We start from the raw sequence: 24,910 nt of genomic DNA, 5'->3' as shown, positions 1-24,910 counted from the left end.
TTGTTTATTACAGATTCATATCATTTAAGTTTGCTAAAACTTCAAATGCTTTACTTACCACGCTTGACTGAACAACTATGGTAAATTCATTCGTAGTTGAAATAACTTCTTCTAAACTAATACTTTTCCAAGCTAATTTTCTTAAGATAAAATAATACACCCCTTCAGTTTGAACATTTGCGGATGGTAGTTTAAGTGTAATGGCGGATAAGTTTTTATTCATAGACAATAACTCATTTTTGTCCATGTTTTCCTCTAAAACACCACTTAATTGTGCATTTACAATCAGGGTGGTTTCATTTATCCCTCTAGATACCGTATAAAAGGAATCATTCACAGATTCTATTTTCTTTAAAAATACAGCTTGATTAGCCGAGATGCCTTGGTAATTCTTATAAGTATACTTCGTTAAGTTACTTCTTACCACAAAGTCGCCAATACCACCAACAATATTTTTAATTTTATTTTTGATGCTGTCTTGTTTACTTAAAGGAAGCCTGCTAATTGCCATTACAATCGTACTTTCTTTGATTGTTTTTTTCGTAATGCCTTCCAATTCAGGTTTAATTTTTCTAGCTAACGCGCTAGTATTTATCAGTCCTTCTGATAGACTTTCGCGAACAAAAGGGGTATCGTCTATTACCTCTTCAATTAATTTACTTAATGACTTCATGTTACAAATGTAACAATAATATATTATTTTATCACATTTGGTGATAAAATATTTTTATTGGTTTTTATTCTATAGTTTTGTTATAAATAATTAAAATTTGAATCATGAACACACCTTGCTTTAGTTACGATATGGCTATTTTAAATGAAACTTTACATCAGTTAAATGATGCAAGTAGTAAGCGTAATTATAAGGTACACTATGCAGTAAAGGCAAACTATAACCCTCAAATATTAGATGCTATTATGTTGAACGGTTTGGGTGCTGATTGTGTAAGTGGACGAGAAATTGCTTGGGCTTTGGAAGCTGGATTTAATTCAGATAAAGTGGTCTTTGCTGGTGTTGGGAAATCAGATGAGGAAATTGCTTATGCTATATCTAATGACATAGCAATGATACATTGCGAAGGTTTACAGGAGGCAATTACGGTAAATGAAATTGCAAAAAGTCAAGGTAAAATTGTAAATATTGCCTTACGTTTAAATCCGAATGTAAACGCAAATACCCATGCAAAAATTACGACTGGTTTAAGTGAGAATAAATTCGGTTTTTCTGTCATTGAATTGAATAAATTAATTTTGATGAAAGATCAGTTGACGAATTTAAACATACAAGGTTTACATTTTCATATTGGTTCTCAAATTAGGGATTTAAATATATTTAAATCACTTTGTGAAAAAGTGAATGATTATATTCGTTTTTTCGAGCTTAATTTCAATACTTTGTCTTACCTGAATTTAGGGGGTGGTCTTGGCGTGAATTACGATAATCCAGACGCGGAGTTAATTCCAGATTTTGAAGCATATTTTGCCACTTTTGAAGCAAATCTACTAGAAAAAAACATAGAGGTTCATTTTGAATTGGGACGTTCAGTAGTAGCACAATGTGGTAAATTATATACGAAAGTATTATATGTGAAGGAGTCTGAAACAAAAAAATTCGCAGTAATTGATGCTGGAATGACGGAGTTGTTGAGACCGGCATTGTATGATGCTTATCACCATATCGATTTTAATGGTATTGCTTTTAAGTCAGATGTTCAAAAATATGATGTAGTAGGACCTATTTGTGAATCAAGTGACTGTTTAGGTAAAGATGTGCAATTACCAGAATTAAGAAGAGGGGATATATTAGTAATTAGAAGTTGTGGTGCTTACGGAGAATCTATGAGTTTAAATTATAACGGTAGAATTAAACAGGCTGCTGTTTATTGCTAAATCATTAGTTTTTTAAGGCGATTGACTTCTTTTCTTCCTCTGTTTTGTATGCCTGCAGATTTATTTTCTAATAAAATTAATTCAATGTTGTCTTTTACTTCGGATGCGAGCTCGGGATATGTTTCGCAAATTTTCCGCAACACCGTAAAAGAAAATGCTTGAATTGCAATGGCTTCCTCTTTGTTTTGAATGTAAGTCAATGCTTTGTCGAAAAGTAATGTAGTTCCTGCTTCTGGAATTTGGGCGCTTTGGAAAATACGCAATACGTTTCGCTTGTAAGCATCTTTTTGTGCCTTTGCTAAACCGTTGATTAATCTCATAAAATAAGGCGCTAACAGGTCGGGCCGCTTGTCGTGAATTTTACTCATAATTTGAGTCGACCTTTGTACGAGGAAAATATTGTCGCTTTCAAAAAAGTCAATAATTTCAGTAATTCGATTTGGAGATTCAATGGCAATTGTTGCTACTTGATTCCAAACTTCCTTGCTGTTTTTACTTAAAATGAGTGTTTCTAAATCCATTTCCTTCGATTGTAAACAAAACTATTAATTTTCTGCATGCACTAACGTTTGATTGTTAATATTCTTTGATAAATTCTTAGTAAACAAAAGGCTTTATGATGTATATTTGTTAGTTGGGGTGTCGTGTCAATGGGGCACTCCTTCACTTTGAAATAAATTAATATGGCTGAAACTGGATCTAATTATACGGAAGATAATATTCGCTCACTGGATTGGAAAGAGCATATCCGATTAAGACCAGGGATGTATATTGGTAAATTAGGAGATGGTGCGGCGCCAGATGATGGGATTTACGTGTTGGTAAAAGAAATCATGGATAACTCCATTGATGAGTTTGTGATGGGGAATGGCCGACAAATTAAAGTGAGAATTAAAGATGGTATTGCATCCATTCGAGATTATGGTCGTGGTATTCCTTTGGGGAAAGTAAACGATTGTGTATCTAAAATTAATACAGGTGGTAAGTACGATTCAAAAGCATTTAAAAAATCAGTTGGTCTAAACGGAGTAGGTACCAAAGCAGTGAACGCTTTGAGTGAATATTTTATGGTGCGTTCTATCCGAGATGGACAAAAGAAAGAATCAGTTTATAAAAGAGGAGAGTTAATTACAGATAGTCCAATTGAACCAACAGAGGAGAAAAATGGGACTTATTTTGAATTTACAGCCGATCATGAAATTTTCAAAAATTATAAGTTTAGAAAACAATATTTAGAAAAATTATTCTGGAACTACTGTTACCTGAACCGTGGTTTAACCATCAATTACAACGGAGAGAAATACCTTTCTAAAAATGGATTGCTCGATTTGTTAAACGATAACATGGATGGAGATCCACTTTATCCAGTGATTCACTTAGAAGGTGAAGATATTGAGGTGGCTTTTACACATGTGCGTTCTTACGGAGAAGATTATTCTTCTTTTGTAAACGGACAGCATACTACGCAAGGTGGAACGCATCAGTCTGCCTTTAGAGAAGCAGTAGCAAAAGTAATCAGAGACTTTTACACCAAGAAATATGAGGCCATTGATATCCGTCAATCTATTGTTGCTGCAGTTGCAGTAAAAGTAATTGAGCCTGTATTTGAATCGCAGACTAAAACCAAATTGGGTTCAACAGAAATTGAGCCAGATGGGCAATCTATGCGTGCATTTGTAAATGATTTTCTAAAGGAAAAATTAGACAATTTCTTGCACCGAAACCAAGAAGTGGCCGACACCCTTGAAAAGAAAATCAAGCAGTCGGAAAAAGAGCGAAAAGAATTGTCAGGAATTAGAAAGTTGGCAAGAGATCGTGCTAAAAAATCGAACCTTCACAATAAAAAATTGCGCGATTGTAGGGTGCATTTAGGAGACAGTAAGGACGATAGAAAATTAGAATCTACTTTGTTTATTACAGAGGGAGATTCGGCGTCAGGATCTATTACTAAATCAAGAAATGTGAATACACAAGGGGTGTTCAGTTTAAGAGGTAAACCGTTAAATTCCTATGGGCTAACTAAAAAAGTGGTGTACGAAAACGAAGAATTTAACTTGTTGCAAGCCGCTTTAAATATTGAAGATAGTATTGAAGACTTAAGGTATAATAAAGTTGTTATAGCAACAGATGCCGACGTGGATGGTATGCATATTCGCTTGCTTTTATTAACGTTTTTCCTTCAGTTTTTTCCCGATTTGGTAAGGAAAGGACATGTTTATATTTTACAAACTCCTTTGTTTAGGGTGCGTAATAAAAAAGAAACTTTCTACTGTTATAGTGATAGAGAGCGAATTGATGCCATTGAAAAATGTGGTAAAGCTGCGGAAATTACGCGATTTAAAGGTTTGGGGGAGATATCACCAGATGAATTTAAATACTTTATAGGGGAAGACATTCGTCTAGATCCTGTGTACATAGGTAAAAGTGCCAATATTGAAGAAATTCTTGCTTTTTACATGGGTAAAAACACGGGCGACCGACAAGAGTTTATTATCGATAATTTAAGACTAGAAGAGGCCGTATAGTTTTATTAAGCTTTAGGCGTGCCAGATAACAGGTTGGAAATATAACGTGTAGACTGGAACTGTTCGAGAATGATCTTGAAAAATACAGTGATGGGTATAGATAATATCATACCTGGAATACCCCAAATAAAGCCCCATAACATTAACATTACCAAAACGGTGATGATGTTGATGGAAAAAGATTTCCCCATAAAAACAGGCTCTAAAATAGTCCCAAATAATACCTGTACCCCCGTAACTGTCAATACAAAAAATGCCAATTGACCACTAGGTTCTAATTCCACCATGGCAAATAAGGATACCGTAATTACAGTGATAAAAGAGCCAATCATTTGAATAAAATTGATAACAAAGCCAAATATCCCCCAGAAAATAGGGAAGCTTACATCAAAAAAGTAACAAGCAAGTCCGGTACCAATACCGGTTAATAAACTCACCAAAAATTTCACTTTTATAAAAGTCATTAAATCCTTTTCAATTTTTAAAAAGGTCTTTACTGAAGCATGTCTTTGTTTTATTAAAATGGTGTGCATTACTTGTTGTACGTTGATAGATTCCGCTAACCATAAGATTACAAAAAATGCAGTCATTAAAGTCATGGTAATCGTACTGCCAACTGTTTTAACAATAGGGGTAATGTTTCCCATAATATTGTCAGAATTGAAAAATTGTAAAAGCAGGTTGTTTTCTGTTTCTAATTCAATGCCAAAATAGTTTTCAGCCCACAAAAGTAGAGATATTAATTTCCCTTCGGCCTTTAAGAAAAACACATCCTTGGTGGCAATAATTTCTTGACTGGATAATTGTATGAGTTGAAAAGAAACTTGAAATATGATAAATATTAGAATAATTACAATGCCAATACTGATGGGTTTGTTGATTTTTCTTTTTTCTAACCAACGCATTAATGGTAGAAAAAGTAAAGAGATAAACATAGAAAGTACAAGGGGTACAAAAATAAATGATAACGTTTTTAACAAATAAAAAACGACTGGTATCACAATAAATAGCAATAAGGTATTGGTTGTTTTAGTTGTACTTAACATCTAGTTGGTCTGAATTTTTTGAATTGCAAAGTTAAAGCAAATCTTCATTTCTTAAATGAATTTATTATACTTTATTTAAATTTATTTTCACGGTATCTGTCCAAGTGTCTTTTGCCTATTTATGACTGTTAGGATAAGAACATTTTTGATTCTTTTTCGTCAGGTAAATAACAATAACTTGGCTTTATTTTGTGCCTGTTTTTTGCAATAATAACATAGACCCAATTTCGCATAAATGCGGGAATAAGTAAAAATACTCCCATAAGATTATTGGGGAATTTTAACTTGGACGCTATTTTTAAAGCGGCAGTAGAGCGATCGTACACCTTTTGATTATCCAAAAGGTAAATCGTAGAGAGGGAGATTTTGATTTGGAAATCTTTTAATTTTTGTTTAGCTAAATCAGATTGTAATGCAATGAATTGGAAATTGTCATTTTTTCTATGTTTTAAAATGTATTGAATAGCATGATTGCAAAACCCGCAATCACCATCATAAAAAATCACTTGAATTTCTTCTTTTCTCATTGTTGTAAAATTACTAAATTTAGCCCATATTAATCTCAATAACATAAAATGAAAATTGGAATTTTACTTTCAGGATCTGGTGTATACGACGGGTCAGAAATACAGGAGGCAGTATTGGCTATGTTGGCCATTAAAGAGGCTGGTGCCGACTATCAATGTATTGCTTTAGATAAAAATCAACACCATGTCATTAATCATTTAACTGGTGAAGAGATGAATGAAACCCGTAATATGAAGGTCGAATCTGCAAGAATCGCGAGAGGAGATGTGGCTAATATCCAAGATATGAATCCCGCTGTTTTGGATGCGTTGGTATTGCCTGGAGGATTTGGGGCGGCTAAAAATTTATCGAGTTGGGCGTTTGATGGTGCAGCTGGTACTATAGCACCAGAAGTAAAGTTGTTAATTGTAAACATGGTGAATGCTGGTAAGCCTGTGTGTGGTCTCTGCGTCAGTCCGGTTTTAATTGCAAAAGCATTAGAGGGGTCTGCAATACATCCTACCTTAACCATGGGTTCTTCTAAGGGGAAATCACCTTATGTGATACCTGATTTTCATGCGGGCCTAAAAGATACAGGTGCATTAATCGCTGAAAAAATGATTGGGGAAGTTTTTGTGGATGAGAAAAATAAAATTGTGACTGCTCCTTGTTATATGATGGATGCAAATATTCTTGAAATTAGAAATAACATCAAAAAAGCAATTGAAGCGACACTTGCACTTATATAGTGACCTGAATATTAGGATTTATTTTTAAAATTTCCTTTAAAAATATATTTGCTTTAGAAGGAGTAATGTAGAGATCGTTATGTGAGGTGGATTGAATAATCATGCCCTTTCTTGCCATGCCAATTTTTAATCCAACTAGAGCAGTTTTATTTAATTGAATCGTCTGTATATTTTCAATAGGTAGTTTTCCTTTTATTGGTCCGGATTGATAAAATATTTTATTTTCCTTTACTTCATAAAAAGTAGAATGCCACATCCAAAGAATAAAGCCCGCAATGAGCATCAATAAAACGGATGCAATGAAAAAGCTATTGCTAAAGCCTTCATTGGAATAGATTACAATTAATGGTATAATGATAAGGGTGATGGAGCCAAAAATTAAAAATCTAAAAAAATTGTCACGCCTACTGGGTACTTTCATTGCAGTCTTTTTGCATAAAGATATAAAAAATATTTCCCTTGGGTGAGATGATTTAAAATGCATCTTATATTTGCAAAATGCAAACGAATCAAACAGTCATCTTTAATTTACCAGACGCAGCCGTATGTATTCAGCCTGAAAATGAATTGGGGATTTCAATTTGGAATGCAACTGAACCCGTTTCTGGAAAACAAGTACTATTTACTAAAGGTATGTGTGCATTTAATCAGACGGACAATGCGGAAGGAATTGAACATGTTTATCCCCATGTTGAATTGTATTGTTTATTACCATCCTATTGGAAATTGGCTTTAGAAGAACAGCAATGGCCTATTGCCATTTTAAACAGATTGATGTTGGCGCCTCAAGAAAAAGGGGTATGGTTTGGACCTGGAGATACTTTTGTGGCAAATAAGCAACTGAAAGTAAATGTTGTTGACACAAAACCCTTGGGCGATCAAGCATTAAATCAGGAAAATGAAGCCATAGCCATTAATCCAATTTTTAAACAAAATTACATGATATTAAACGAGCCAGTTGCTGCTAGTGAGTTTATCGAATCATGGGCAAGCGAAGGGGTTCATTTTTTATCCTTGACGCCTATATTTCAAAAAGAATTTGAATACAAACAAAGTCGTTCGGCTTACGAGTTGTTTGATAATTTTACGAAAAAAAATGTCACAGAATTGATAGATGAATATCGGAAGTTGGCTGTGAAAAAACGCTTTTTCGGGCTGTTTTAAAAGTTGAAGGCTTCCTTTTTTACTGTCTTATTACAAATTATCTTATCTTTAGTCATTCAAAATGAAATTACTGACTAGGATATTATTTTTACTTTTTATCTTCTTAACAAGTTTGACCGCAAAAAGTCAAGGGGAAGGCAATATCTGGTATTTCGGTCAAAACGCAGGCATTGATTTTAATTCAGGAGCTCCAGTAGCATTGTCTAATAGTGCCATGTTAACGTATGAAGGATGTGCATCTATTTGTGATCAAAATGGCGCTTTATTATTTTATACAGATGGAAGTACTGTGTACAATAGTAACCATCAAATAATGCCCAATGGAATGGGGTTACTTGGAAATGGTAGTAGTACTCAATCGGCGATAATCATAAAAAAGCCTAGCAGTACAAGTAACTATTATATTGTTACAACGGATGCGGGTGAGAACAATGGTGCAAATGGAGTGAGGTATACAGAGATAGACATGACTTTGCAAGGAGGATTGGGAGAAGTGCTTATTTCCAACTTAAATGCGATTCTTTTTTTTCCGTGTTCAGAAAAGTTAACAGTAGTTAAACATCAAAATAATACAGATTATTGGATTGTTGCTCCTGATCCATCGGGTACAACTTTTTGGAGTTTTTTAGTTTCAGCCGCTGGAGTTTCAACAGTTCCGGTGATCAGTAGTACTATAAATACTGGAAACTTAGGGAGTCAATTTGGAGGTGGCTACTTAAAGGCAAATAAAGTGGGAAGTCAATTAGCTACAGCTGTTTCTGGATCTTCTTTGTCAGGGACCGTGTTATTTGATTTTGATAATGCTACAGGACTTGTAACAAATCTGATTATGATTGATAGCACTGGTAGTTATGGTCTTGAGTTTTCACCGAGTGGACAGTTTCTTTATCGGACTGAATTTTTATATGATTCACTATTTTCTAGAGGAATCTTTCAAAACGATTTATGGGCAGGAAATATTAGTGATATTGTAAATTCTGAAATATTAATTGGAAATGCTGGTGCTAATAGTGTTGGAGCAATGCAATTGGCCCCAAATCAAAAGATTTATTTAGCAATGTATAATAATGATTCCATAAGTGTAATCAATAACCCTGATGAAGGGGGGCTAAGTGCGAATTTTACACCAAATAGTTTTGCACTTGCATTAAATACAATTTCTACATTTGGTTTACCAAATTATGTAAACACTACTTTTTCAATTTATGAACAAGAAACACATGTGCTCTGTGAAGGAGATTCAATTTCATTATTTAATTCAAACTTTCAAAACTTCAATTGGGCATTGAGCAGTTCTCCTGGAGTTATAATTTCGACAGATACTGTTTTTACAGTCTCACCAAATAATAATGTGAGCTATGTTTTGTATGATGGTATGGATACAGTATTCTTTGATATTCAAGTTCACCAATCCATTCAAGTAGATTTAGGTCCAGACAAATCCTTGTGCGATACGGATAGTATTTTACTAACTAATTTAATTGCAGTTAGCGGAAGCAATATTTCATATTTATGGCAAAACGGTTCCTCCAACGATTCTTTGATGACAAATCAAGCAGGCTTATATTGGCTCGAAATTTCTAATGAAGCCTGTGTGCATAGAGACAGTATTTATGTAAATAATTTTTCAGGAGTGGATATTTTAGTCAATCATCCAATTTGTTTTGGAACAGCTACAGGTTCTATTGCTGCAAATTTGACTGGCAGTTCAGGTAACACATTTGTATTTACCAACTCACAAGGGACTGTTATTAATATTGCTGGGTCTAATGTGGCTAATACATTAACTGCAGGTACGTATTATCTTGAAGTTGTTGGTTCTGATGGTTGTGGAGCTCCAACTCCAATTACCTTGGTCGACCCTCCTCCCATAGCATTTGATTTAAACCTTACTGATCCACTTTGTAATGGAGATGCAACAGGTAGTGTAAGAGTAATCAATATCAATAATTTTCAAGGGAATATCGATTCTATTGCTTATGTCTGGACACCCAACCCGAATGGAAACAATGGCCTGTTGAGGGATTCTATAGGAGGACTTTTAGCAGGTGCATATACCCTAGAAGTGGTAGATGATTTTGGCTGTGTAAATTCTCAGATTTTCACGATTGATAACCCAAAACCTTTGGAAGCAATTATTACCGATATCAAACCAACTTATTGTCGGACCTTAAATACACAAATTGGAAATGGGGTGTTGGCAGCTGTGGTACCAGATGAAACCAATGGAACGCCTCCTTTTAGTTTTGCTTGGTTGAATTTGGAGGATGGAACTACTTCAAATTTCTCTACAGTGGTCATGCGTACCCCTGGTGAAATTGTGTTGACCATTAAGGATGCCAATAATTGCGTGTATGCCGATACCGTTTTACTAGATTCCTTAAATCCGATAGCAGATTTTATCATTGAATCGGATGAATTTATCAATCCAACTGACTATGAAGGTACCGAGTTGTTATCAGTGAAAATCACTAACCAATCCATCAATTTTGCCCAAGCAGATAATCCGTTGTCAGATACCATTTTTCAATGGAACTTATTTCACAATGAATTACCAGCCAGTAATCAAAATTGGTTTTTCTCATATGATTTAAATGAAAAAATAGATACGACTTACGAGGGAGAGCAGGTATATGAGGTATGTTTAATTGCTAAAAATTATAACGATTGTGCAGACACGACCTGTAAAAGTATTACCGTGCATGATTATCCTGTCTTGAATACGCCTAATGTATTTACGCCTGGTGCTTATCCAAATAATGAATTCTTTTTTCCTGCTGAAGGAATAGCTGATTTTGAGTGTGTGATATTCAATCGGTATGGAAAAAAAGTGTTTGAATTTAATGCGATTGACCAAGCTTGGGACGGTCATCATATACAGTCTGGAAAGCTTTGTGCAGATGGCGTATACTTTTATGTCTACAATGCCATGTCCACCAATGGCACCCCTTTTAAAGGTGAAGGGCAAATTACTTTGATTCGGGCAAAGAAATAGGGAGGAATGATGAATAAATCACTATCTTTACACACCCAATTATAATATATGCAATCGAAGGCAAGGACAGTCGAACAATATTTCGAAGAATTACCGGAGGAACGAAAAGCACCCATGTTAAAATTACGTCAAACTATTTTGACGAATATGGACCAGAACTTTGAGGAATGTATGAATTATGGTATGGTAGGGTATGTGGTGCCACACGATAAGTATCCAGCGGGATATCATTGTAACACCGAATTACCTTTGCCTTTTGTTAATATTGCTTCGCAAAAGAATTTTGTAGCTTTATACCATATGGGGATTTATGCCAACCCTGAATTGATGGAATGGTTTGTTGGGGAGTATCCAAAATTTGTGAAAACAAAATTGGACATGGGGAAAAGCTGCATTCGGTTTAAAAGGATGGATCAAATTCCCTTTGAATTAATAGGGGAATTGATGCAAAAAATGACTGCAGAAGAATGGATTGCATGTTATGAGGTAAACTTAAAACAAAAATAAAGTTGAAATTATTTTTAAAAAAGTAATTAAAACGTGTAGGATTAAAAAAAAAATATTAACTTTGCGCTCCCGAAAGTAGTCGATAGGATTTACTTTTGGTAGCGTAAATGACTAAAAGAATAAACGAAGATGTCAAGAATTTGTGAATTATCAGGGAAAAAAGTAATGAGCGGGAACAACGTTTCTCACTCAAAAAGAAGAACGAAAAGAAAGTTTTACCCAAACTTGGTGACTAAAAAGTTTTATATCCCTGAAGAAGATAAGTATGTGACGTTGAAGATTTCAGCTTCAATGTTAAGAACAATTAATAAAAAAGGAATTTCTACTGTGCTTAGAGAAGCTAAGAAAAGTGGAGTTTATAAAGGCTAATATCCAAGAAGATGGCAAAGAAAAGTAAAGGAAATAGAATTCAGGTTATTTTAGAATGTACTGAACATAAAGATTCAGGTGTTCCAGGAACATCTCGTTATATCACGACAAAAAATAGAAAGAATACTCCAGAAAGAATGGAGATTAAAAAATTCAATCCTATTTTAAAGAAATATACTATTCATAAAGAAATTAAATAATTAAGACATGGCTAAGAAAACAGTTGCAAGTTTACAAACCGGTGGTGGTAAAGAGCACACTAAGGTTGTAAAGATGATCAAAAGTGAAAAAACTGGAGCTTATAGTTTCAAGGAAGAAATTGTACATAACGACAAAATTAAAAGTTGGTTTACTGGAAAGTAATTTTCAACAAGTTATAATGTATTTAGCTTCTTCCATTTAATGGGAGAAGCTTTTTTTATTTTAAACATATGGGCATTTTTAATTTTTTCTCAAAAGAAAAAAAAGAGTCGTTAGACAAGGGGTTAGAAAAAACAAAAAAAAGTTTTTTAAGTAAACTGACCCGTACGGTGGTTGGAAAATCACGCGTAGATGCTGAGGTTTTGGATAATTTGGAAGAGGTTTTAATCTCTTCGGATGTTGGGGTGGAAACCACATTAAAGATTATTGATAGAATTGAAGCCAAAGTTGCCAAAGATAAATATGTTTCTACTGAAGAATTAAATGGGATTTTAAAAGCTGAAATCGCTAATTTACTCGAAGAGAATAATTCTTCAAGTGTAGATGGTATCGTTATTCCAGAAGTCGAAAATACACCTTACGTAATTATGGTGGTTGGGGTGAATGGTGTTGGTAAAACAACCACCATTGGAAAACTAGCACATCAATTTAAATCTATGGGTAAAAAAGTAGTGCTGGGTGCCAGTGATACTTTTCGTGCTGCTGCAGTCGATCAATTAATTATTTGGGCAGATAGAGTAGGTGTTCCTATTGTACAACAAGGGATGAATGCCGATCCAGCTTCGGTTGCGTTCGATACTTTGCAGTCTGCCAAAGCGCAAAATGCAGATGTCGTGATTATCGATACGGCCGGTAGATTGCACAACAAAGTAAATTTAATGAACGAATTATCGAAAATTAAAAACGTAATGGATAAAATTGTGCCTGGTGCACCCCATGAAGTTTTATTAGTTTTAGATGGTTCAACTGGTCAAAACGCATTCGAACAAGCCAAACAATTTTCTTTGGCGACCGATATCAATGCTTTGGCAATAACTAAACTCGACGGTACTGCCAAAGGTGGTGTCGTGATCGGTATCTCTGATCAAATGAAAATACCAGTAAAATATATTGGTGTTGGTGAAGGAATGAACGATTTACAACTTTTTGATAAAGTTGAATTTGTAGATTCTCTTTTTAATTAATTTCACACGTAAAAATAAGCTGTTTTGAAAACTAAAACACTCCGTAAAAATAAAGTGAATATTGTAACTTTAGGTTGCTCAAAAAACACTTTTGATTCAGAAGTATTGATGACGCAATTGGTTGCCAATAAGTTTGAAGTAGAGCATGAAGCCAAACAAGATGATTCTGAAATTGTAGTGATCAACACTTGTGGTTTTATCGACAATGCAAAACAAGAATCTATTGATACTATTTTGCGTTATGTAGATGCAAAAAATGAAGGTTCAGTAGATAAAATTTATGTTACAGGATGTTTGTCGCAACGTTATAAGGACGAATTGGAAACAGAAATCCCGCAAGTGGATGGCTATTTTGGAACAAGAGATTTACCGAGATTATTAAAAACATTAAAAGCAGATTATAAAAAAGAATTAGTAGGAGAACGTTTGTTGACCACTCCTTCTCATTACGCTTATTTTAAAATTGCGGAAGGTTGTGATAGACCTTGTTCTTTTTGTGCCATTCCTTTAATGAGAGGTAAGCACGTTTCTACACCAATCGAAGACTTGGTTGCTTCAGCTAAAAGCTTAGCAGCAAAAGGAGTAAAAGAGCTTATTTTGATTGCTCAAGATTTGACTTATTACGGTTTAGATATCTACAAAAAAAGAAATTTAGCAGAACTATTAGAAAACTTAGCGCAAGTTGAAGGTATTGAGTGGATTCGTCTACACTATGCATTCCCTGCTGGTTTCCCAATGGATGTGTTTGATGTAATGAATAAATACGACAACATCTGTTTCTATTTAGATATGCCATTACAACACGGTTCAACTGCCATGTTAAAAGCCATGCGTAGAGGGATTACAAGAGAAAAAACAACTGCATTGATCAACGATATCCGTGTAAAGGTACCAGGAATCGCAATCCGTACTTCTTTAATTGTTGGTTACCCAGGTGAAACTGAAGCCGATTTTGACGAAATGATGGAATGGGTGGAAGAGATGCGTTTCGAACGTTTGGGAGTATTCCAATACTCTCACGAAGAAGATACGCACGCTTATAATTTTGAAGATGACGTTCCGGCGGAATTGAAAAATGAAAGAGCAGAAACCATCATGGAATTACAGTCAGGAATTTCTTATGACTTGAACCAAGAGAAAATTGGCCGTACTTTAAAAGTATTGTTCGATAGAATTGAAGGTGACTATTTTATTGGTAGATCAGAATACGATTCTCCAGAAGTAGACAACGAAGTATTGGTGAAAAAGGATGATGAAACTTACATTTCTATCGGTGATTTTGCCATGGTGGAAATTATTGATGCCGACCATTACGATTTGTACGGTGCTTTGGTGAAGTGATTATTTACCCACAAGGAAAAACTTATCCCCCAACAGGACAAGGAGTGGGGATTTTGTTAATTGTATTGGGATTGTTACCACTTTCTAGTCTATTTTCTAATGCCGCTGCTGTTTTACAAATAGGGCTTTATTTATTGTTGACTTTTCCGCTTACTTTTTTAGGTTGTTGGCTTTTATTTGCAAAATCTGAAGTACTTATAAATCATTCGCCTGTCAATTATTTCGTGGAATCGAAAGGCTTCTTGTTTTTGAAGATAAAGAAAAAAGTTAGTCTGGCAGACTATGAATTGGGCGTTATAAAAAAAATGAATATCGTTTATAGCGTAAAACAAGGCATAGGAAATGGGGTGTCATTGGCTGAGGGGAATTATAAAGAATCTTATTTTGCACGCCATCTTAAAAAGAACAAAATATATGATTTTAATATGGTTTTTAAGGGTTCAGAAAGTCAAGTAATGGATTTTGTGAAAATCAATTTGGTGAATACGCACCTCCTTTTTTTTCATGGTGCTATCCATAAAGAGCGACAGCTTTTTTTTAATTAATAATAATAACTTTTTGATTTACAATATTTAAAAATTTTTATCGTTCTTGTAAAAAACATTTAACAAAAAATAAGGATGATGAAATTATGGTCTATAAGTATTTGTCTTTTTCTTGGAACAGGTCAAGCCTTTTCTCAAAATGAAAAAGCAGCAGCAGATTGGGAAACAGTGCGTCACCATGAAATTGGACTAGATGCCACAGGTTTTATTAAAAAGTTTACCAATATCACTGGTGAATCAGATTTCCAATATCCTATTTACCAGTTTACCTACAGATATAAAATGAATGTAGGTAACATTAGGTTTGGGGCTGGGGGACTTTATGCAGAAAATGAATTCCAAAATTTATATTATGGGGATTCTACCATTAGAAAACGATTTACGAAAACCTTAAACTTAAGGTTGGGTTGGGAATTTAAAACAGACATCAGTAAACGTTGGCAAGCTTTTTATGGGGTTGACTTTAGAGCAAGTTATGGCCAATTTAGGGATGATAATTATACCTATGAATATCAATATTCTCTAGGCAGGGAGTATAATACCGAGACCATAGGTATTGCTCCTTTACTGGGTTTTAGATTTAAAATAACGCCGCGTTTAAGTTTGACGACAGAAGCTAATTTCTCCATTAGTATGACAAAATCCAAAGAAACAATTAAGTATATTCCGTTGAATGATTACGTTCCTATAGTGGAGGACAAAGAATTGGATGAGTTAAAAAGTATTAATGGATACTTTGATGCCCCATTGTCCGTAATATTAACCTTCGATATATAAAATATCACTTAACTAAAAAGCAATATAAAACCTGCTGTTTTGTATTGCTTTCTCTATACTCATCTAATAATTATGGCTTAATAAGCTAGACCTTTAATATGTTGGAGGGCATCATTGGTTTGGAATAGATTAATTATATTTGTTATATGCTTTCAAAGAAAACAAAATATGGGCTAAAGGCACTTTCCTTTATGGCTAAGCAAACTTCCAATTTGCCAGTGCAAGTAGCGACTATTTCAGAAAGTGAAAATATTTCGCATAAATTTTTAGAAAGTATATTGTTGACGTTAAAAAAAGCGGGATTTTTAGGCTCGAAAAAAGGCAAAGGAGGTGGGTATTATTTTATTAAACCACCCGTTGAAATTTTAATGACGGATGTTATCCGACAATTAGAAGGACCCATTGCCATGCTGCCATGTGCCAGCTTAAATTATTACGAAAAATGTGAGGATTGTCCGGATGAAGCAGCTTGTTCTGTACACAAATTAATGGTACAGATTAGGGACAGTACTTTAAAAACTCTAAAAAATAATACACTAGCTGATATTCTGTAAACTAATTGTTTAGGTTGTCTTTAAAACTTTTTAATATTTTTTAAGAAGGAATATAAATAAAAAAAGATAACTTTGTGTCTGTATTCCCTACTAAAACTATAGGGTAAATAGATTAAGTAAATGTTATTAACACAAACTTCTCCAAACAAGACTAATTATAGTACAGATAAATCCTCTGAAAAACCAATACGGAGCATTATCAAATCTATCAGTTGGCGTACAGTTGGCACAATAGATACCGTTTTAATATCCTGGTTTGTTACCGGAACGCTTTCTCTAGCTTTTTCGATAGGAGCTATTGAATTGTTGACTAAAATGCTACTTTATTTTTTGCATGAACGCATGTGGAATACCATTAGCTGGGGGAAATAAAAGTATAAAATGATAAATTTAGAAGCGATTAACGAAGAACTCAAAAACCAAACCCCACACGATATTATAATTTGGGCGTTGGTAAATGCCATTGATCCAGTAATAACCACCAATTTTAGACCTTATGAAGGTGCCATATTACATGCGGTGACTAAAGTGAAAAAAGACATTAAAGTCATTTGGTGCGATACGGGCTATAATACGCCAAACACTTACCGACATGCAAAGGATTTGATGGCCTTATTCGATTTAAATATCCATTTATATGTTCCACAACAAACGAAGGGATATAGAGATGTAATAATGGGAATTCCGGAAGTAGATACCAAAGCACACGAGTTATTTTCAGAGCAAGTTAAATTGGAGCCTTTTCGAAGGGCTATGGCGGCAAACAATCCTGATGTTTGGTTTACTAATCTTCGTCAAGGGCAAACTGCCTTTAGAGATAGCATTGGAATTGTTTCACAAGGAAAGGATAATGTACTTAAAATTAGTCCTTTTTATTATTGGTCGGACGAAGAATTGGACGATTACTTAAAATTGAATAAAATACCTAACGAGTTTAAATATTTCGATCCAACAAAGGTGTTGAACAATAGAGAATGTGGCATTCATAATTAAAATACATGAAAAGAAAGTTAAATATTAATCCCTTAGAAAGCGAATCCATTTATATTTTTCGAGAAGTGGTGGCACAATTTGAAAAACCAGTCTTACTTTTTTCGGGAGGCAAGGATTCTATAACCTTGGTAAGATTAGCGCAGAAAGCTTTTTATCCTGCAAAAATTCCATTTCCTCTTTTACATATCGACACGGGCCATAACTTTCCTGAAACGATTGAATTTAGAGATAAATTGGCCAAAGAGCTTGGTCTGGAATTAATTGTAAGACAGGTACAGGACAATATTGATCAAGGTAAAGTAAAAGAAGAAACTGGTAGATATGCCAGTAGAAATATGCTCCAAACCGAAACACTTTTGGATGCTATTGAAGAATATGGATTTGATGCCTGCATTGGCGGTGCAAGGAGAGATGAAGAAAAGGCTAGAGCCAAAGAGCGTATTTTTTCGGTGAGAGATGATTTTGGACAATGGGACGAAAAGAACCAACGACCGGAAGTTTTCGACATGTTGAATGGTAAAATTGAACTAGGACAAAATGTAAGGGTATTCCCAATTTCTAATTGGACAGAATTAGACGTTTGGCAATACATTAAAACGGAAGATATTGAAATTCCATCCATTTATTTTGCACACGAAAGAAAGACATTTATTAGAGATGGTATGATTTGGACGGCAAATGATGTGGTTGTTTTTAGAGAAGAAAGCGAAGCAGTAACAACGAGACAAGTACGATTTAGAACCGTAGGAGACATGAGTTGTACCGCTGCAGTAATTTCGGGAGCCACCACTATTGCTAAAGTGGTGGAAGAAATTCAAGCCTCTACCATATCTGAACGCGGGGCAAGGATAGATGATAAACGCTCAGAAGGCGCTATGGAACAAAGAAAAAAACAAGGTTACTTTTAAAGATTAATAAAATGCAAGTATTAAAAATAGCAACAGCAGGTAGTGTAGATGATGGAAAAAGTACCTTAATTGGTCGCTTATTGTACGACACTAAATCACTGACAGATGATAAATTAGAAGCCATAGAAAAAAGCAGTCAAAAAAAAGGATACGATTACCTCGATTTTTCAATGGCAACAGATGGCTTAATGGCGGAAAGAGAACAAGGTATTACTATTGATGTGGCACATATATATTGGGCCACCAAAAATAAAAGTTATATTATTGCTGATACTCCTGGGCATATTGAATATACTAGAAATATGGTCACAGGGGCATCTACTTCTCAAATGGCAATAATATTAGTGGATGCGAGGCATGGGGTAGTAGAGCAGACCAAAAGACACTTTTACATAAATGCTTTATTAAGAATTAAAGATGTTGTGGTGGCCATCAATAAAATGGATTTAGTCGATTATTCGGAAGATAAATACGAAGAAATTAAAGCAGAAATTTTAAAAATTTCAAAATCCAACGCCTATCAAAACCAAAAATTAACCTTTATTCCATTGAGTGCGTTAAAGGGAGATAATGTGGTCGACTTTTCAGATAAAATGCCATGGTACAAAGGGGAAACTTTATTATCACATTTGGAGTCCATAGAGGTGGGGGCAGTATTTGAAAAAAGTCAAGCCCGTTTTCCTGTACAAACCGTGATTCGACCAAAGTCTGAAAAATTTCATGACTATAGAGGGTATGCCGGTAAGTTATATGGTGGAGCGTTAGCGGTTGGTGATAAAGTAACGGTATTGCCTTCTGGCACTTCCTCTACCATTGAAAAAATTCAATTTTATAATCAAACGTATGATATAGCCAATGCTGGTGATTCTATTGCTATTAGTTTAACAGATGATGTGAATGTAAGTCGAGGGGATATGATTGTGAAATATAATGAACTTCCTAACACGTCGAAAACAGTGGAGGCAACCATTTGTTGGATGGACCAAACACCTTTAGATTTAACTTCGAAGTACATATTACAACATGGTGTTCATCAGGTTTTAGCAAAAGTAACTGCTTTAAAATCTCTTGTTAAACCTGACTTGTCTATGGAAGAAAAGGCGATTGAAAATTTAAAAATTAACCAAATAGGACAAGTATCCTTTAAATTAAATCAAGCAATTTATAGCGATAATTATGCCGATAATAAACAAAACGGGGCCTTTGTTTTAATTGATGTAAAAACCAATACTACGGCAGGCGTAGGTTTTATTGGGTGATGTAATTTGTGTTTATTGGAAAAACTATTTGTAATGAAGCAACCTATTGCAATGGTCGTCCGTATAGCTTTCAAATCAGTCTCGTGAAAAAAATAGCTTACTTATTACTCTTCTTATTACCATGTAGCATCTTTGCACAAACCACTAAAAAAGTAGCTTTTTTAGGCAATAGTTACACGTATGTGAATGATTTACCAAGTTTGATTGACAGTTTGGCAAATCACCAAGGGGATGATTTAGTACACCAACAAAATACACCGGGCGGATACACTTTAAACGGACATTCCACTAACACAACTAGTTTGAGTGTAATTGCAGCCAATACATGGGATTTTGTGGTTTTGCAGGACCAAAGTCAAGCACCTTCTTTTCCATATGCGCAAGTCATTACTGACGTTTATCCGAAAGCAAAAATATTGTGTGATTCTATTCGCGCTGCAAATGCTTGTGCCATTCCAATGTTTTTTAATACTTGGGGCAGGTTGAATGGCGATCCTCAATGGGATTCTATCAATACCTTTTCAAAAATGAATCAACGTTTGTTTAACGCATACGAACACATGACCAAAGTAAATGATGGCATGTTAAGTCCTGTTGGTTTAGGTTTTAATGTCGTTTTTAACGACCCCAATCCAATAGTGTCTCACAGTCAGTTGTACGCAGGCGACGGTTCACATCCGTCCATCTTCGGTTCTTATTTAGCGGCCTGTATTTTTAACGATTTAATTTTTGAAACCCAATCGCAAGCCAATACTTTTTTACCAAATGGCATGACGCAATTGGAAGCAAACTACCTGAAAGGTGTTGCCGACCAAGTAGTGTATGCTGCTACAAGTCCTATTTTCGATTATACTGCACCAGTTGCGGCCTTTAATTTTACCATTAATGCCAGTGATGTTACCTTCAATAATTTGAGCGAGCACGCTTACGAATATGCTTGGGATTTTGGTGACAACAACTCTTCTAACCTTGAAAACCCAACACATACTTATAACCAAACTGGAACTTTTCAAGTGAAGTTAACGGCTAAGTATTGTGGAAGACAAGCGACTTATGAGCAAAGCGTTAATATCACACAATTAGGTATAGAAAATACCACTATTAAAGTGGCTGTTTTTCCCAATCCATTTCAAGATCAATTTCAATTATTAGCGCCTATTAATGCAAGCATAGAAATTGTAAATATAACCGGTAAGGTCATGCAACAATTTAGACAAACTAAGTCGGTACAAAACATTGATTTATCGGATGCGTCTAAAGGAGTTTATTTTATTAAAATTCAATCGGAAGCACAACTAGTGGTCAAAAAAGTGATGAAACAATAATGGACAAGGCTGCCTTTTTTGCAATACTGTTAAAAGATTTGCAAAGAAGCAATGTGATGTTGAGAAAAAAATGGGCAACAATTATCAATGAAAATCAATTTTCTACCCTCGATTTTCTGCCAATACTCAATGAAAAGGAACAAATAGCCAGTCGGTTTTTATGGTTGTTGAGTGAAGTAGGGGAAATGTATCCCGCGATATTAAAAGCGGATTTACCAGCTTGGTTTCAACAATTCGAAAAAGGACAAGTGGCCTTAAAACACGCCTTGCCTACTTACTGGAAAATTGTAGGCGTTCCACTTGAAAACGAGGGGACTGCCATTGATTTGTTGTTTGCTGTGATTGCTTCAAACGAAGCGAATGTCACCATCAAGTCGCGGGCAATATTTGTTTTGCATAATTTGGTCCAAAAGTACCCACACTTAAAAGGAGAGTTTGAAGTCTGTTTAAATGCACAACGCAATAAATACAGCGCAGCATTTGACAAAGGCATTCGAAAAATACTCCGCTGAATTATTTTTTTAAAAAATTAAGACATTTTAAGGATTCGGAGCTAACATTGTTGAGATTTGAATATACTTTTACACCACAAATATTTTTGAAAAAGCTATTTGAATAGCAAAATACTTAAGATTAATGAAAAACATATTTTTTATCCTTACATCAAGCACATTGTTATTCTTGAGTTGTAATTCAAATACAAGCGACAATACATCCCATTCAACAGACAAAACAAACGACAAAGAGATGAATAATTCAACAACAAATTCAAATAGCTTACTTTCAGATTTAAACGCTAAAAAAGCCAATTTTGAAATCAAAGCCAGTGACGATAAAAAAGAAAAATACGCAGCCGGATTGCAAGCGGTAATTGATCAAGGTGTGGTAGATAATGCCATTCAATTGGGAGATAAAGCACCAGATTTTTCATTGAGTAATGCAGCAGGAGAAAGCGTTAGTTTATATGAGGAATTGAAAAAAGGACCAGTGGTTTTGATGTGGTACAGGGGCGGATGGTGTCCTTATTGTAACATTACACTCAGTCATATGCAAGCTGCTTTACCCGATTTTAAGGCACAAGGGGCAAATTTATTGGCTTTGACTCCCGAATTACCTGATAGTTCAATTTCTACAGCTGAAAAAAATGAATTGGAATTTGAAGTCTTGAGCGACGTTGATAATGGCATTGCTAACAACTATCATGTGGTATTTACCTTAACGGATGACGTAAGAGCGTTATATGAAAATGGGTTCGGATTGAGTGCATATAACGGTAGTGATGATGGACGATTGCCATTGGCGGCTACTTATGTAATTGGACAAGATCACATGGTAAAATACGCATTTTTAGATGCGGACTACAGAAATAGAGCAGAGCCTAGCGAAATTCTTGAGGTGCTAAAAGGATTAAAATAATTCCATTCAGTAATAAATTTGTAAAATGCGATTTGAGTTGCAATATTTAAAAGGTTGGATTTTAACAGCCATTTATTGTGTTTCCATTAGTTTGGTTGGTTTCTCCTTTGGTGAAAATATACAGGGGCAAGATGATTCGAATGCGATTGTGTATGCTTTAAACGAGGTTAAAAGCGACCAACAATACTTACCGGCGGCAAGCCATTTAAATTCATTATTCGAAAGTATAGATTTAGGAGATCGGTTACCAGAAAATAAACATTTTTCTGCAGTAGCCATTCTGGATGCTAACAATCAATATGCTGTCCAATTCATTAATTACCATGCGGACATTCTTAAAAATCGGATTCATTTTACCCGAGCCGATCTCATTTTTCCACAACATTATTTTTGGTAATGGTCTAATTAAACTGACTGGGTTTTTCTATTAGAAGAACTGTGGTCCCTTGCGAAAATGTTTTCGCAATCATTTAATTAATCAATTATCAAATATTTTACCAATGGATTTAGGAACAGCCCTTGTGGGCGCAATATTTGTTGTTATCTGTATCATTCCTTTTATTTTAATGAGCAGAAATAGCAAAAAGAAAGCAAAAAAAATGCTACAAAATTTAAACGAAATCGCAGCAGCGAAAAATGGTGTGATTCACGCACATGAATTTTCTGGAGATACAGGAATAGGGATAGACAAAAAAAGGTCGGAAGTTTATTTTTACAAAAGTTTTGATGACAAGGTGTTTACTAATACGGTGGACCTTTCAAATGTAAAAAAATGCAATGTCATTAAAACCAACCGGGTGATTAACGGGGAGTATAAAAACCAAATCTTAATCGATCGGGTTGATTTAGAATTTCAATTGAATAAACCAGCGAATTCAAAATTAAATTTAGAATTTTTTAACGCAGAACACACCATGGTTTTGAATGGTGAATTACAATTAGCCGAAGGCTGGGCAGGTCTGATTAACCAACAGATTTTAAGCAAATAAATAGTATAACTCCAGTCTGTTCAGGCTGGAGTTTTTTTGTGCTTTTTGAATGGTATTTAATTTTTGTACGCCAACCAAATTGAAATTCAATACGTTTATATAATTGCTAACCTCTTAAAATCAATAGTATGAAAAATCGAATCCAAATACGCCAAGCGTTTATTATTGCAATCCTTTTTTTACCAATGATTTTTGAAAATCACGCATCAGCGCAAAATCATCCTTTTCCGACGGAAGATGCGGTTTGGGTAAATCGTTACCAGAGTTATTATCACCAAGATGGATGGTTTACTGTTACGCAAGAAGAAGTAGATAATTTTTGTGCAAACGGGTTAGATACAAGCATCAATAATGTTGCTTACAAACAATTGGATTTGTGTACTGCAAATTCATCCGATTATTTTGCAGCCATTCGTTATACAGTTGGACAGGTTTATATTATACCTAAGGATTCCACAGCGGAATTATTGGTCTATGATTTTACCTTGAATGAAGGAGACAGTAAAGATGTTTACACAAAATCGTCTTGGCCTGGAGAAAATTTATTTACCATGCATACCATTACCATTGATAATATTGATACAATAATGGTGGATGGTAGTTTGCGAAAAGTATTTAATATCCAAAATGTGACTTATCCATACATTGAGGGAATCGGTTCACGTTCGGGTTTATTTATGGAAGCAAACGGCAATATTTCTAATTATTTTGTCGATTTGATGTGTATGAGTCAACAAGGCGTTACCCATTACTCATTGGATGATGGACCACTTGCGCAAGGGATACAAGGCACTTGTGATTTAACCTTGAGTGTTGACGAACCTCAAATTGCGGAAACCCCTTTAAAAGTCTATCCAAACCCAAACCAAGGGAATTTTACCTTAAAAAATGAAAGTGAATTCGAAATTGACCGCGTGAGTTTATACAATCTATACGGACAGCTGATCAGTAGCCAAAATATGGGGTATGCACCCGAAGTTTTCTTTGAATTGCAAGGGGCACCGGGTATTTACTTATTAGAGGTAGTGCAGACAGATGGCAACCGAATGATTCAAAAAATCATCAAAGAATAACTGTAAGATTAGCTGCTTTCATTCGTCTAATGCTTATATTTACTTATTAATTTTTTAGAAAGAATAAGAGCATGGAAAATTACAAAAAAGCGTATATCGCAGGCGGTTGTTTTTGGGGAATGGAAGACTTGTTTAGGGTAAGACCAGGCATTGTTGACACCGAAGTTGGTTATTTGGGTGGGGATAATGAAAATCCAACTTACAAATATCACCCTGGTCATGCCGAAGGCATTGAATTAACTTACGACCCGAAAGTAACTACGTATGAGTTAATTTTGGATTATTTTTTCAGAATTCACAATCCAACTACGGTCGACCAACAAGGAAATGACAAGGGATCTAGTTATCGCTCAACGATTTTCTTTCAGGACGAAGCAGAAAAAACAATAGCAGAAAAAGTTATTGGAATTGTAGATGCTTCAAACAGATGGAAAGCACCAGCAGTAACTACTTTAGAACCCTTTACCAAGTTTTGGCCAGCAGAACCAGAACACCAAGATTATTTACTGCGCAACCCCAATGGCTATACTTGCCATTTTGAAAGATTTGATACTTTCATTCCAGCATAAAATTTAAAATCCAGACCCAAAAGG

General features: G+C 34.9%; 30 protein-coding genes. 25 read left to right on the top strand and 5 right to left on the bottom strand.

The features are described 5' to 3' along the window. Positions 1-7: 7 nt before the first annotated feature. Positions 8-673 (bottom strand): aspartate kinase, encoded by a 666-nt coding sequence (locus tag DNU06_RS04650; protein ID WP_111062063.1) that lies wholly within the window; start codon positions 671-673, stop codon positions 8-10. Positions 674-777: 104 nt separating this feature from the next. On the opposite strand from DNU06_RS04650, the gene lysA reads away from it, so the two are divergent. After that, the gene (lysA, locus tag DNU06_RS04645) at positions 778-1,890 is read left to right on the top strand and encodes a diaminopimelate decarboxylase (protein WP_111062062.1); all 1,113 of its coding nucleotides are present in this window, start codon (positions 778-780) and stop codon (positions 1,888-1,890) included. Here the strand turns inward: lysA and DNU06_RS04640 are convergent. After that, a complete protein-coding gene (locus DNU06_RS04640; RefSeq protein WP_111062061.1) occupies positions 1,887-2,411 on the bottom strand; it encodes a hypothetical protein in 525 nt (174 codons plus the stop codon). The two genes, lysA and DNU06_RS04640, sit on opposite strands and share 4 nt — an antisense overlap. Before the next feature lie 162 nt (positions 2,412-2,573). On the opposite strand from DNU06_RS04640, the gene DNU06_RS04635 reads away from it, so the two are divergent. Beyond that, on the top strand, positions 2,574-4,415 hold the full coding sequence (locus DNU06_RS04635) for a DNA topoisomerase IV subunit B (RefSeq protein WP_111062060.1): 1,842 nt from the start codon (positions 2,574-2,576) through the stop codon (positions 4,413-4,415). A 5-nt stretch (positions 4,416-4,420) separates the two neighbouring features. Here the strand turns inward: DNU06_RS04635 and DNU06_RS04630 are convergent, their stop codons facing one another. Together DNU06_RS04630 and DNU06_RS04625 are read right to left on the bottom strand one after the other, a co-directional pair. Continuing rightward, positions 4,421-5,461 carry an AI-2E family transporter gene (locus DNU06_RS04630; RefSeq protein WP_111062059.1) on the bottom strand — a complete coding sequence of 347 codons (1,041 nt, stop codon included), beginning with the start codon at positions 5,459-5,461 and terminating at the stop codon, positions 4,421-4,423. Between the two features lie 128 nt (positions 5,462-5,589). After that, a complete protein-coding gene (locus tag DNU06_RS04625) occupies positions 5,590-5,988 on the bottom strand; it encodes a thiol-disulfide oxidoreductase DCC family protein (protein ID WP_158526814.1) in 399 nt (132 codons plus the stop codon). A 48-nt stretch (positions 5,989-6,036) separates the two neighbouring features. Here DNU06_RS04625 and elbB point away from each other — a divergent pair, with 48 nt between their 5' ends. Continuing rightward, entirely contained in the window at positions 6,037-6,717 is a 681-nt protein-coding gene (gene elbB / locus DNU06_RS04620) for an isoprenoid biosynthesis glyoxalase ElbB (protein ID WP_111062057.1), read from the top strand. On the opposite strand, the gene DNU06_RS04615 is transcribed toward elbB, so the two are convergent. Continuing rightward, positions 6,710-7,138: a PH domain-containing protein gene (locus DNU06_RS04615; RefSeq protein ID WP_158526813.1), complete on the bottom strand. Its 429-nt coding sequence runs from the start codon at positions 7,136-7,138 to the stop codon at positions 6,710-6,712. The two genes, elbB and DNU06_RS04615, sit on opposite strands and share 8 nt — an antisense overlap. 77 nt (positions 7,139-7,215) lie before the next feature. Here DNU06_RS04615 and DNU06_RS04610 point away from each other — a divergent pair, with 77 nt between their 5' ends. The 22 genes from DNU06_RS04610 to msrA all read left to right on the top strand — a co-directional run bounded on the left by DNU06_RS04610 (position 7,216) and on the right by msrA (position 24,886). Beyond that, on the top strand, positions 7,216-7,881 hold the full coding sequence (locus DNU06_RS04610; protein WP_111062055.1) for a suppressor of fused domain protein: 666 nt from the start codon (positions 7,216-7,218) through the stop codon (positions 7,879-7,881). Positions 7,882-7,942: 61 nt separating this feature from the next. Further along, on the top strand, positions 7,943-10,876 hold the full coding sequence (locus tag DNU06_RS04605) for a T9SS type B sorting domain-containing protein (RefSeq protein ID WP_111062054.1): 2,934 nt from the start codon (positions 7,943-7,945) through the stop codon (positions 10,874-10,876). A gap of 48 nt (positions 10,877-10,924) precedes the next feature. Beyond that, entirely contained in the window at positions 10,925-11,383 is a 459-nt protein-coding gene (locus DNU06_RS04600) for a DUF1801 domain-containing protein (RefSeq protein WP_111062053.1), read from the top strand. A gap of 129 nt (positions 11,384-11,512) precedes the next feature. Further along, positions 11,513-11,752, top strand: coding sequence for a 50S ribosomal protein L28 (gene rpmB / locus DNU06_RS04595; RefSeq protein ID WP_111062052.1), 240 nt, complete (start codon positions 11,513-11,515; stop codon positions 11,750-11,752). Positions 11,753-11,763: 11 nt separating this feature from the next. Continuing rightward, positions 11,764-11,952, top strand: coding sequence for a 50S ribosomal protein L33 (rpmG, locus tag DNU06_RS04590; RefSeq protein WP_111062051.1), 189 nt, complete (start codon positions 11,764-11,766; stop codon positions 11,950-11,952). Positions 11,953-11,959: 7 nt separating this feature from the next. Next, positions 11,960-12,115, top strand: a complete 156-nt coding sequence (locus DNU06_RS04585) for a DUF4295 domain-containing protein (RefSeq protein WP_111062050.1) — start codon at positions 11,960-11,962, stop codon at positions 12,113-12,115. Between the two features lie 68 nt (positions 12,116-12,183). Further along, positions 12,184-13,137 carry a signal recognition particle-docking protein FtsY gene (ftsY, locus tag DNU06_RS04580; RefSeq protein ID WP_111062049.1) on the top strand — a complete coding sequence of 318 codons (954 nt, stop codon included), beginning with the start codon at positions 12,184-12,186 and terminating at the stop codon, positions 13,135-13,137. A gap of 24 nt (positions 13,138-13,161) precedes the next feature. Then, complete coding sequence (gene rimO, locus DNU06_RS04575) at positions 13,162-14,478, top strand: 30S ribosomal protein S12 methylthiotransferase RimO (protein WP_111062048.1); 1,317 nt, start codon at positions 13,162-13,164, stop codon at positions 14,476-14,478. Continuing rightward, positions 14,475-15,023, top strand: a complete 549-nt coding sequence (locus DNU06_RS04570) for a hypothetical protein (RefSeq protein WP_111062047.1) — start codon at positions 14,475-14,477, stop codon at positions 15,021-15,023. Before rimO ends, DNU06_RS04570 begins: the two co-directional genes overlap by 4 nt. A 75-nt stretch (positions 15,024-15,098) precedes the next feature. Then, positions 15,099-15,800: a hypothetical protein gene (locus DNU06_RS04565; protein ID WP_111062046.1), complete on the top strand. Its 702-nt coding sequence runs from the start codon at positions 15,099-15,101 to the stop codon at positions 15,798-15,800. A gap of 146 nt (positions 15,801-15,946) precedes the next feature. Then, on the top strand, positions 15,947-16,354 hold the full coding sequence (locus DNU06_RS04560) for an RrF2 family transcriptional regulator (protein ID WP_111062045.1): 408 nt from the start codon (positions 15,947-15,949) through the stop codon (positions 16,352-16,354). Between the two features lie 120 nt (positions 16,355-16,474). Next, positions 16,475-16,726 (top strand): DUF2061 domain-containing protein, encoded by a 252-nt coding sequence (locus tag DNU06_RS04555; protein WP_111062044.1) that lies wholly within the window; start codon positions 16,475-16,477, stop codon positions 16,724-16,726. Positions 16,727-16,735: 9 nt separating this feature from the next. Continuing rightward, the gene (locus DNU06_RS04550; protein WP_199398988.1) at positions 16,736-17,347 is read left to right on the top strand and encodes a phosphoadenosine phosphosulfate reductase domain-containing protein; all 612 of its coding nucleotides are present in this window, start codon (positions 16,736-16,738) and stop codon (positions 17,345-17,347) included. A 5-nt stretch (positions 17,348-17,352) separates the two neighbouring features. Then, positions 17,353-18,255 carry a sulfate adenylyltransferase subunit CysD gene (gene cysD / locus DNU06_RS04545; RefSeq protein ID WP_111062043.1) on the top strand — a complete coding sequence of 301 codons (903 nt, stop codon included), beginning with the start codon at positions 17,353-17,355 and terminating at the stop codon, positions 18,253-18,255. Positions 18,256-18,266: 11 nt separating this feature from the next. Next, positions 18,267-19,514: a sulfate adenylyltransferase subunit 1 gene (locus DNU06_RS04540; RefSeq protein ID WP_111062042.1), complete on the top strand. Its 1,248-nt coding sequence runs from the start codon at positions 18,267-18,269 to the stop codon at positions 19,512-19,514. A gap of 83 nt (positions 19,515-19,597) precedes the next feature. Next, positions 19,598-20,839: a T9SS type A sorting domain-containing protein gene (locus DNU06_RS04535; protein ID WP_146239150.1), complete on the top strand. Its 1,242-nt coding sequence runs from the start codon at positions 19,598-19,600 to the stop codon at positions 20,837-20,839. Between the two features lie 56 nt (positions 20,840-20,895). Next, positions 20,896-21,351: a hypothetical protein gene (locus DNU06_RS04530; RefSeq protein ID WP_146239149.1), complete on the top strand. Its 456-nt coding sequence runs from the start codon at positions 20,896-20,898 to the stop codon at positions 21,349-21,351. 124 nt (positions 21,352-21,475) lie between these two features. After that, positions 21,476-22,255: a peroxiredoxin-like family protein gene (locus tag DNU06_RS04525; protein ID WP_233502951.1), complete on the top strand. Its 780-nt coding sequence runs from the start codon at positions 21,476-21,478 to the stop codon at positions 22,253-22,255. 25 nt (positions 22,256-22,280) lie between these two features. Continuing rightward, a complete protein-coding gene (locus tag DNU06_RS04520) occupies positions 22,281-22,652 on the top strand; it encodes a hypothetical protein (RefSeq protein ID WP_111062039.1) in 372 nt (123 codons plus the stop codon). A gap of 103 nt (positions 22,653-22,755) precedes the next feature. Further along, positions 22,756-23,244, top strand: coding sequence for a hypothetical protein (locus tag DNU06_RS04515; RefSeq protein WP_111062038.1), 489 nt, complete (start codon positions 22,756-22,758; stop codon positions 23,242-23,244). Between the two features lie 128 nt (positions 23,245-23,372). Next, positions 23,373-24,317, top strand: a complete 945-nt coding sequence (locus DNU06_RS04510; RefSeq protein ID WP_111062037.1) for a T9SS type A sorting domain-containing protein — start codon at positions 23,373-23,375, stop codon at positions 24,315-24,317. 71 nt (positions 24,318-24,388) lie between these two features. After that, a complete protein-coding gene (gene msrA, locus DNU06_RS04505) occupies positions 24,389-24,886 on the top strand; it encodes a peptide-methionine (S)-S-oxide reductase MsrA (protein WP_111062036.1) in 498 nt (165 codons plus the stop codon). Positions 24,887-24,910 lie beyond the last annotated feature (24 nt).

Source organism: Putridiphycobacter roseus (assembly GCF_003234935.1).
In the GTDB taxonomy this organism is placed as follows: domain Bacteria; phylum Bacteroidota; class Bacteroidia; order Flavobacteriales_D; family Crocinitomicaceae; genus Putridiphycobacter; species Putridiphycobacter roseus.
This window is presented reverse-complemented; position numbering and strand designations above follow the sequence as displayed.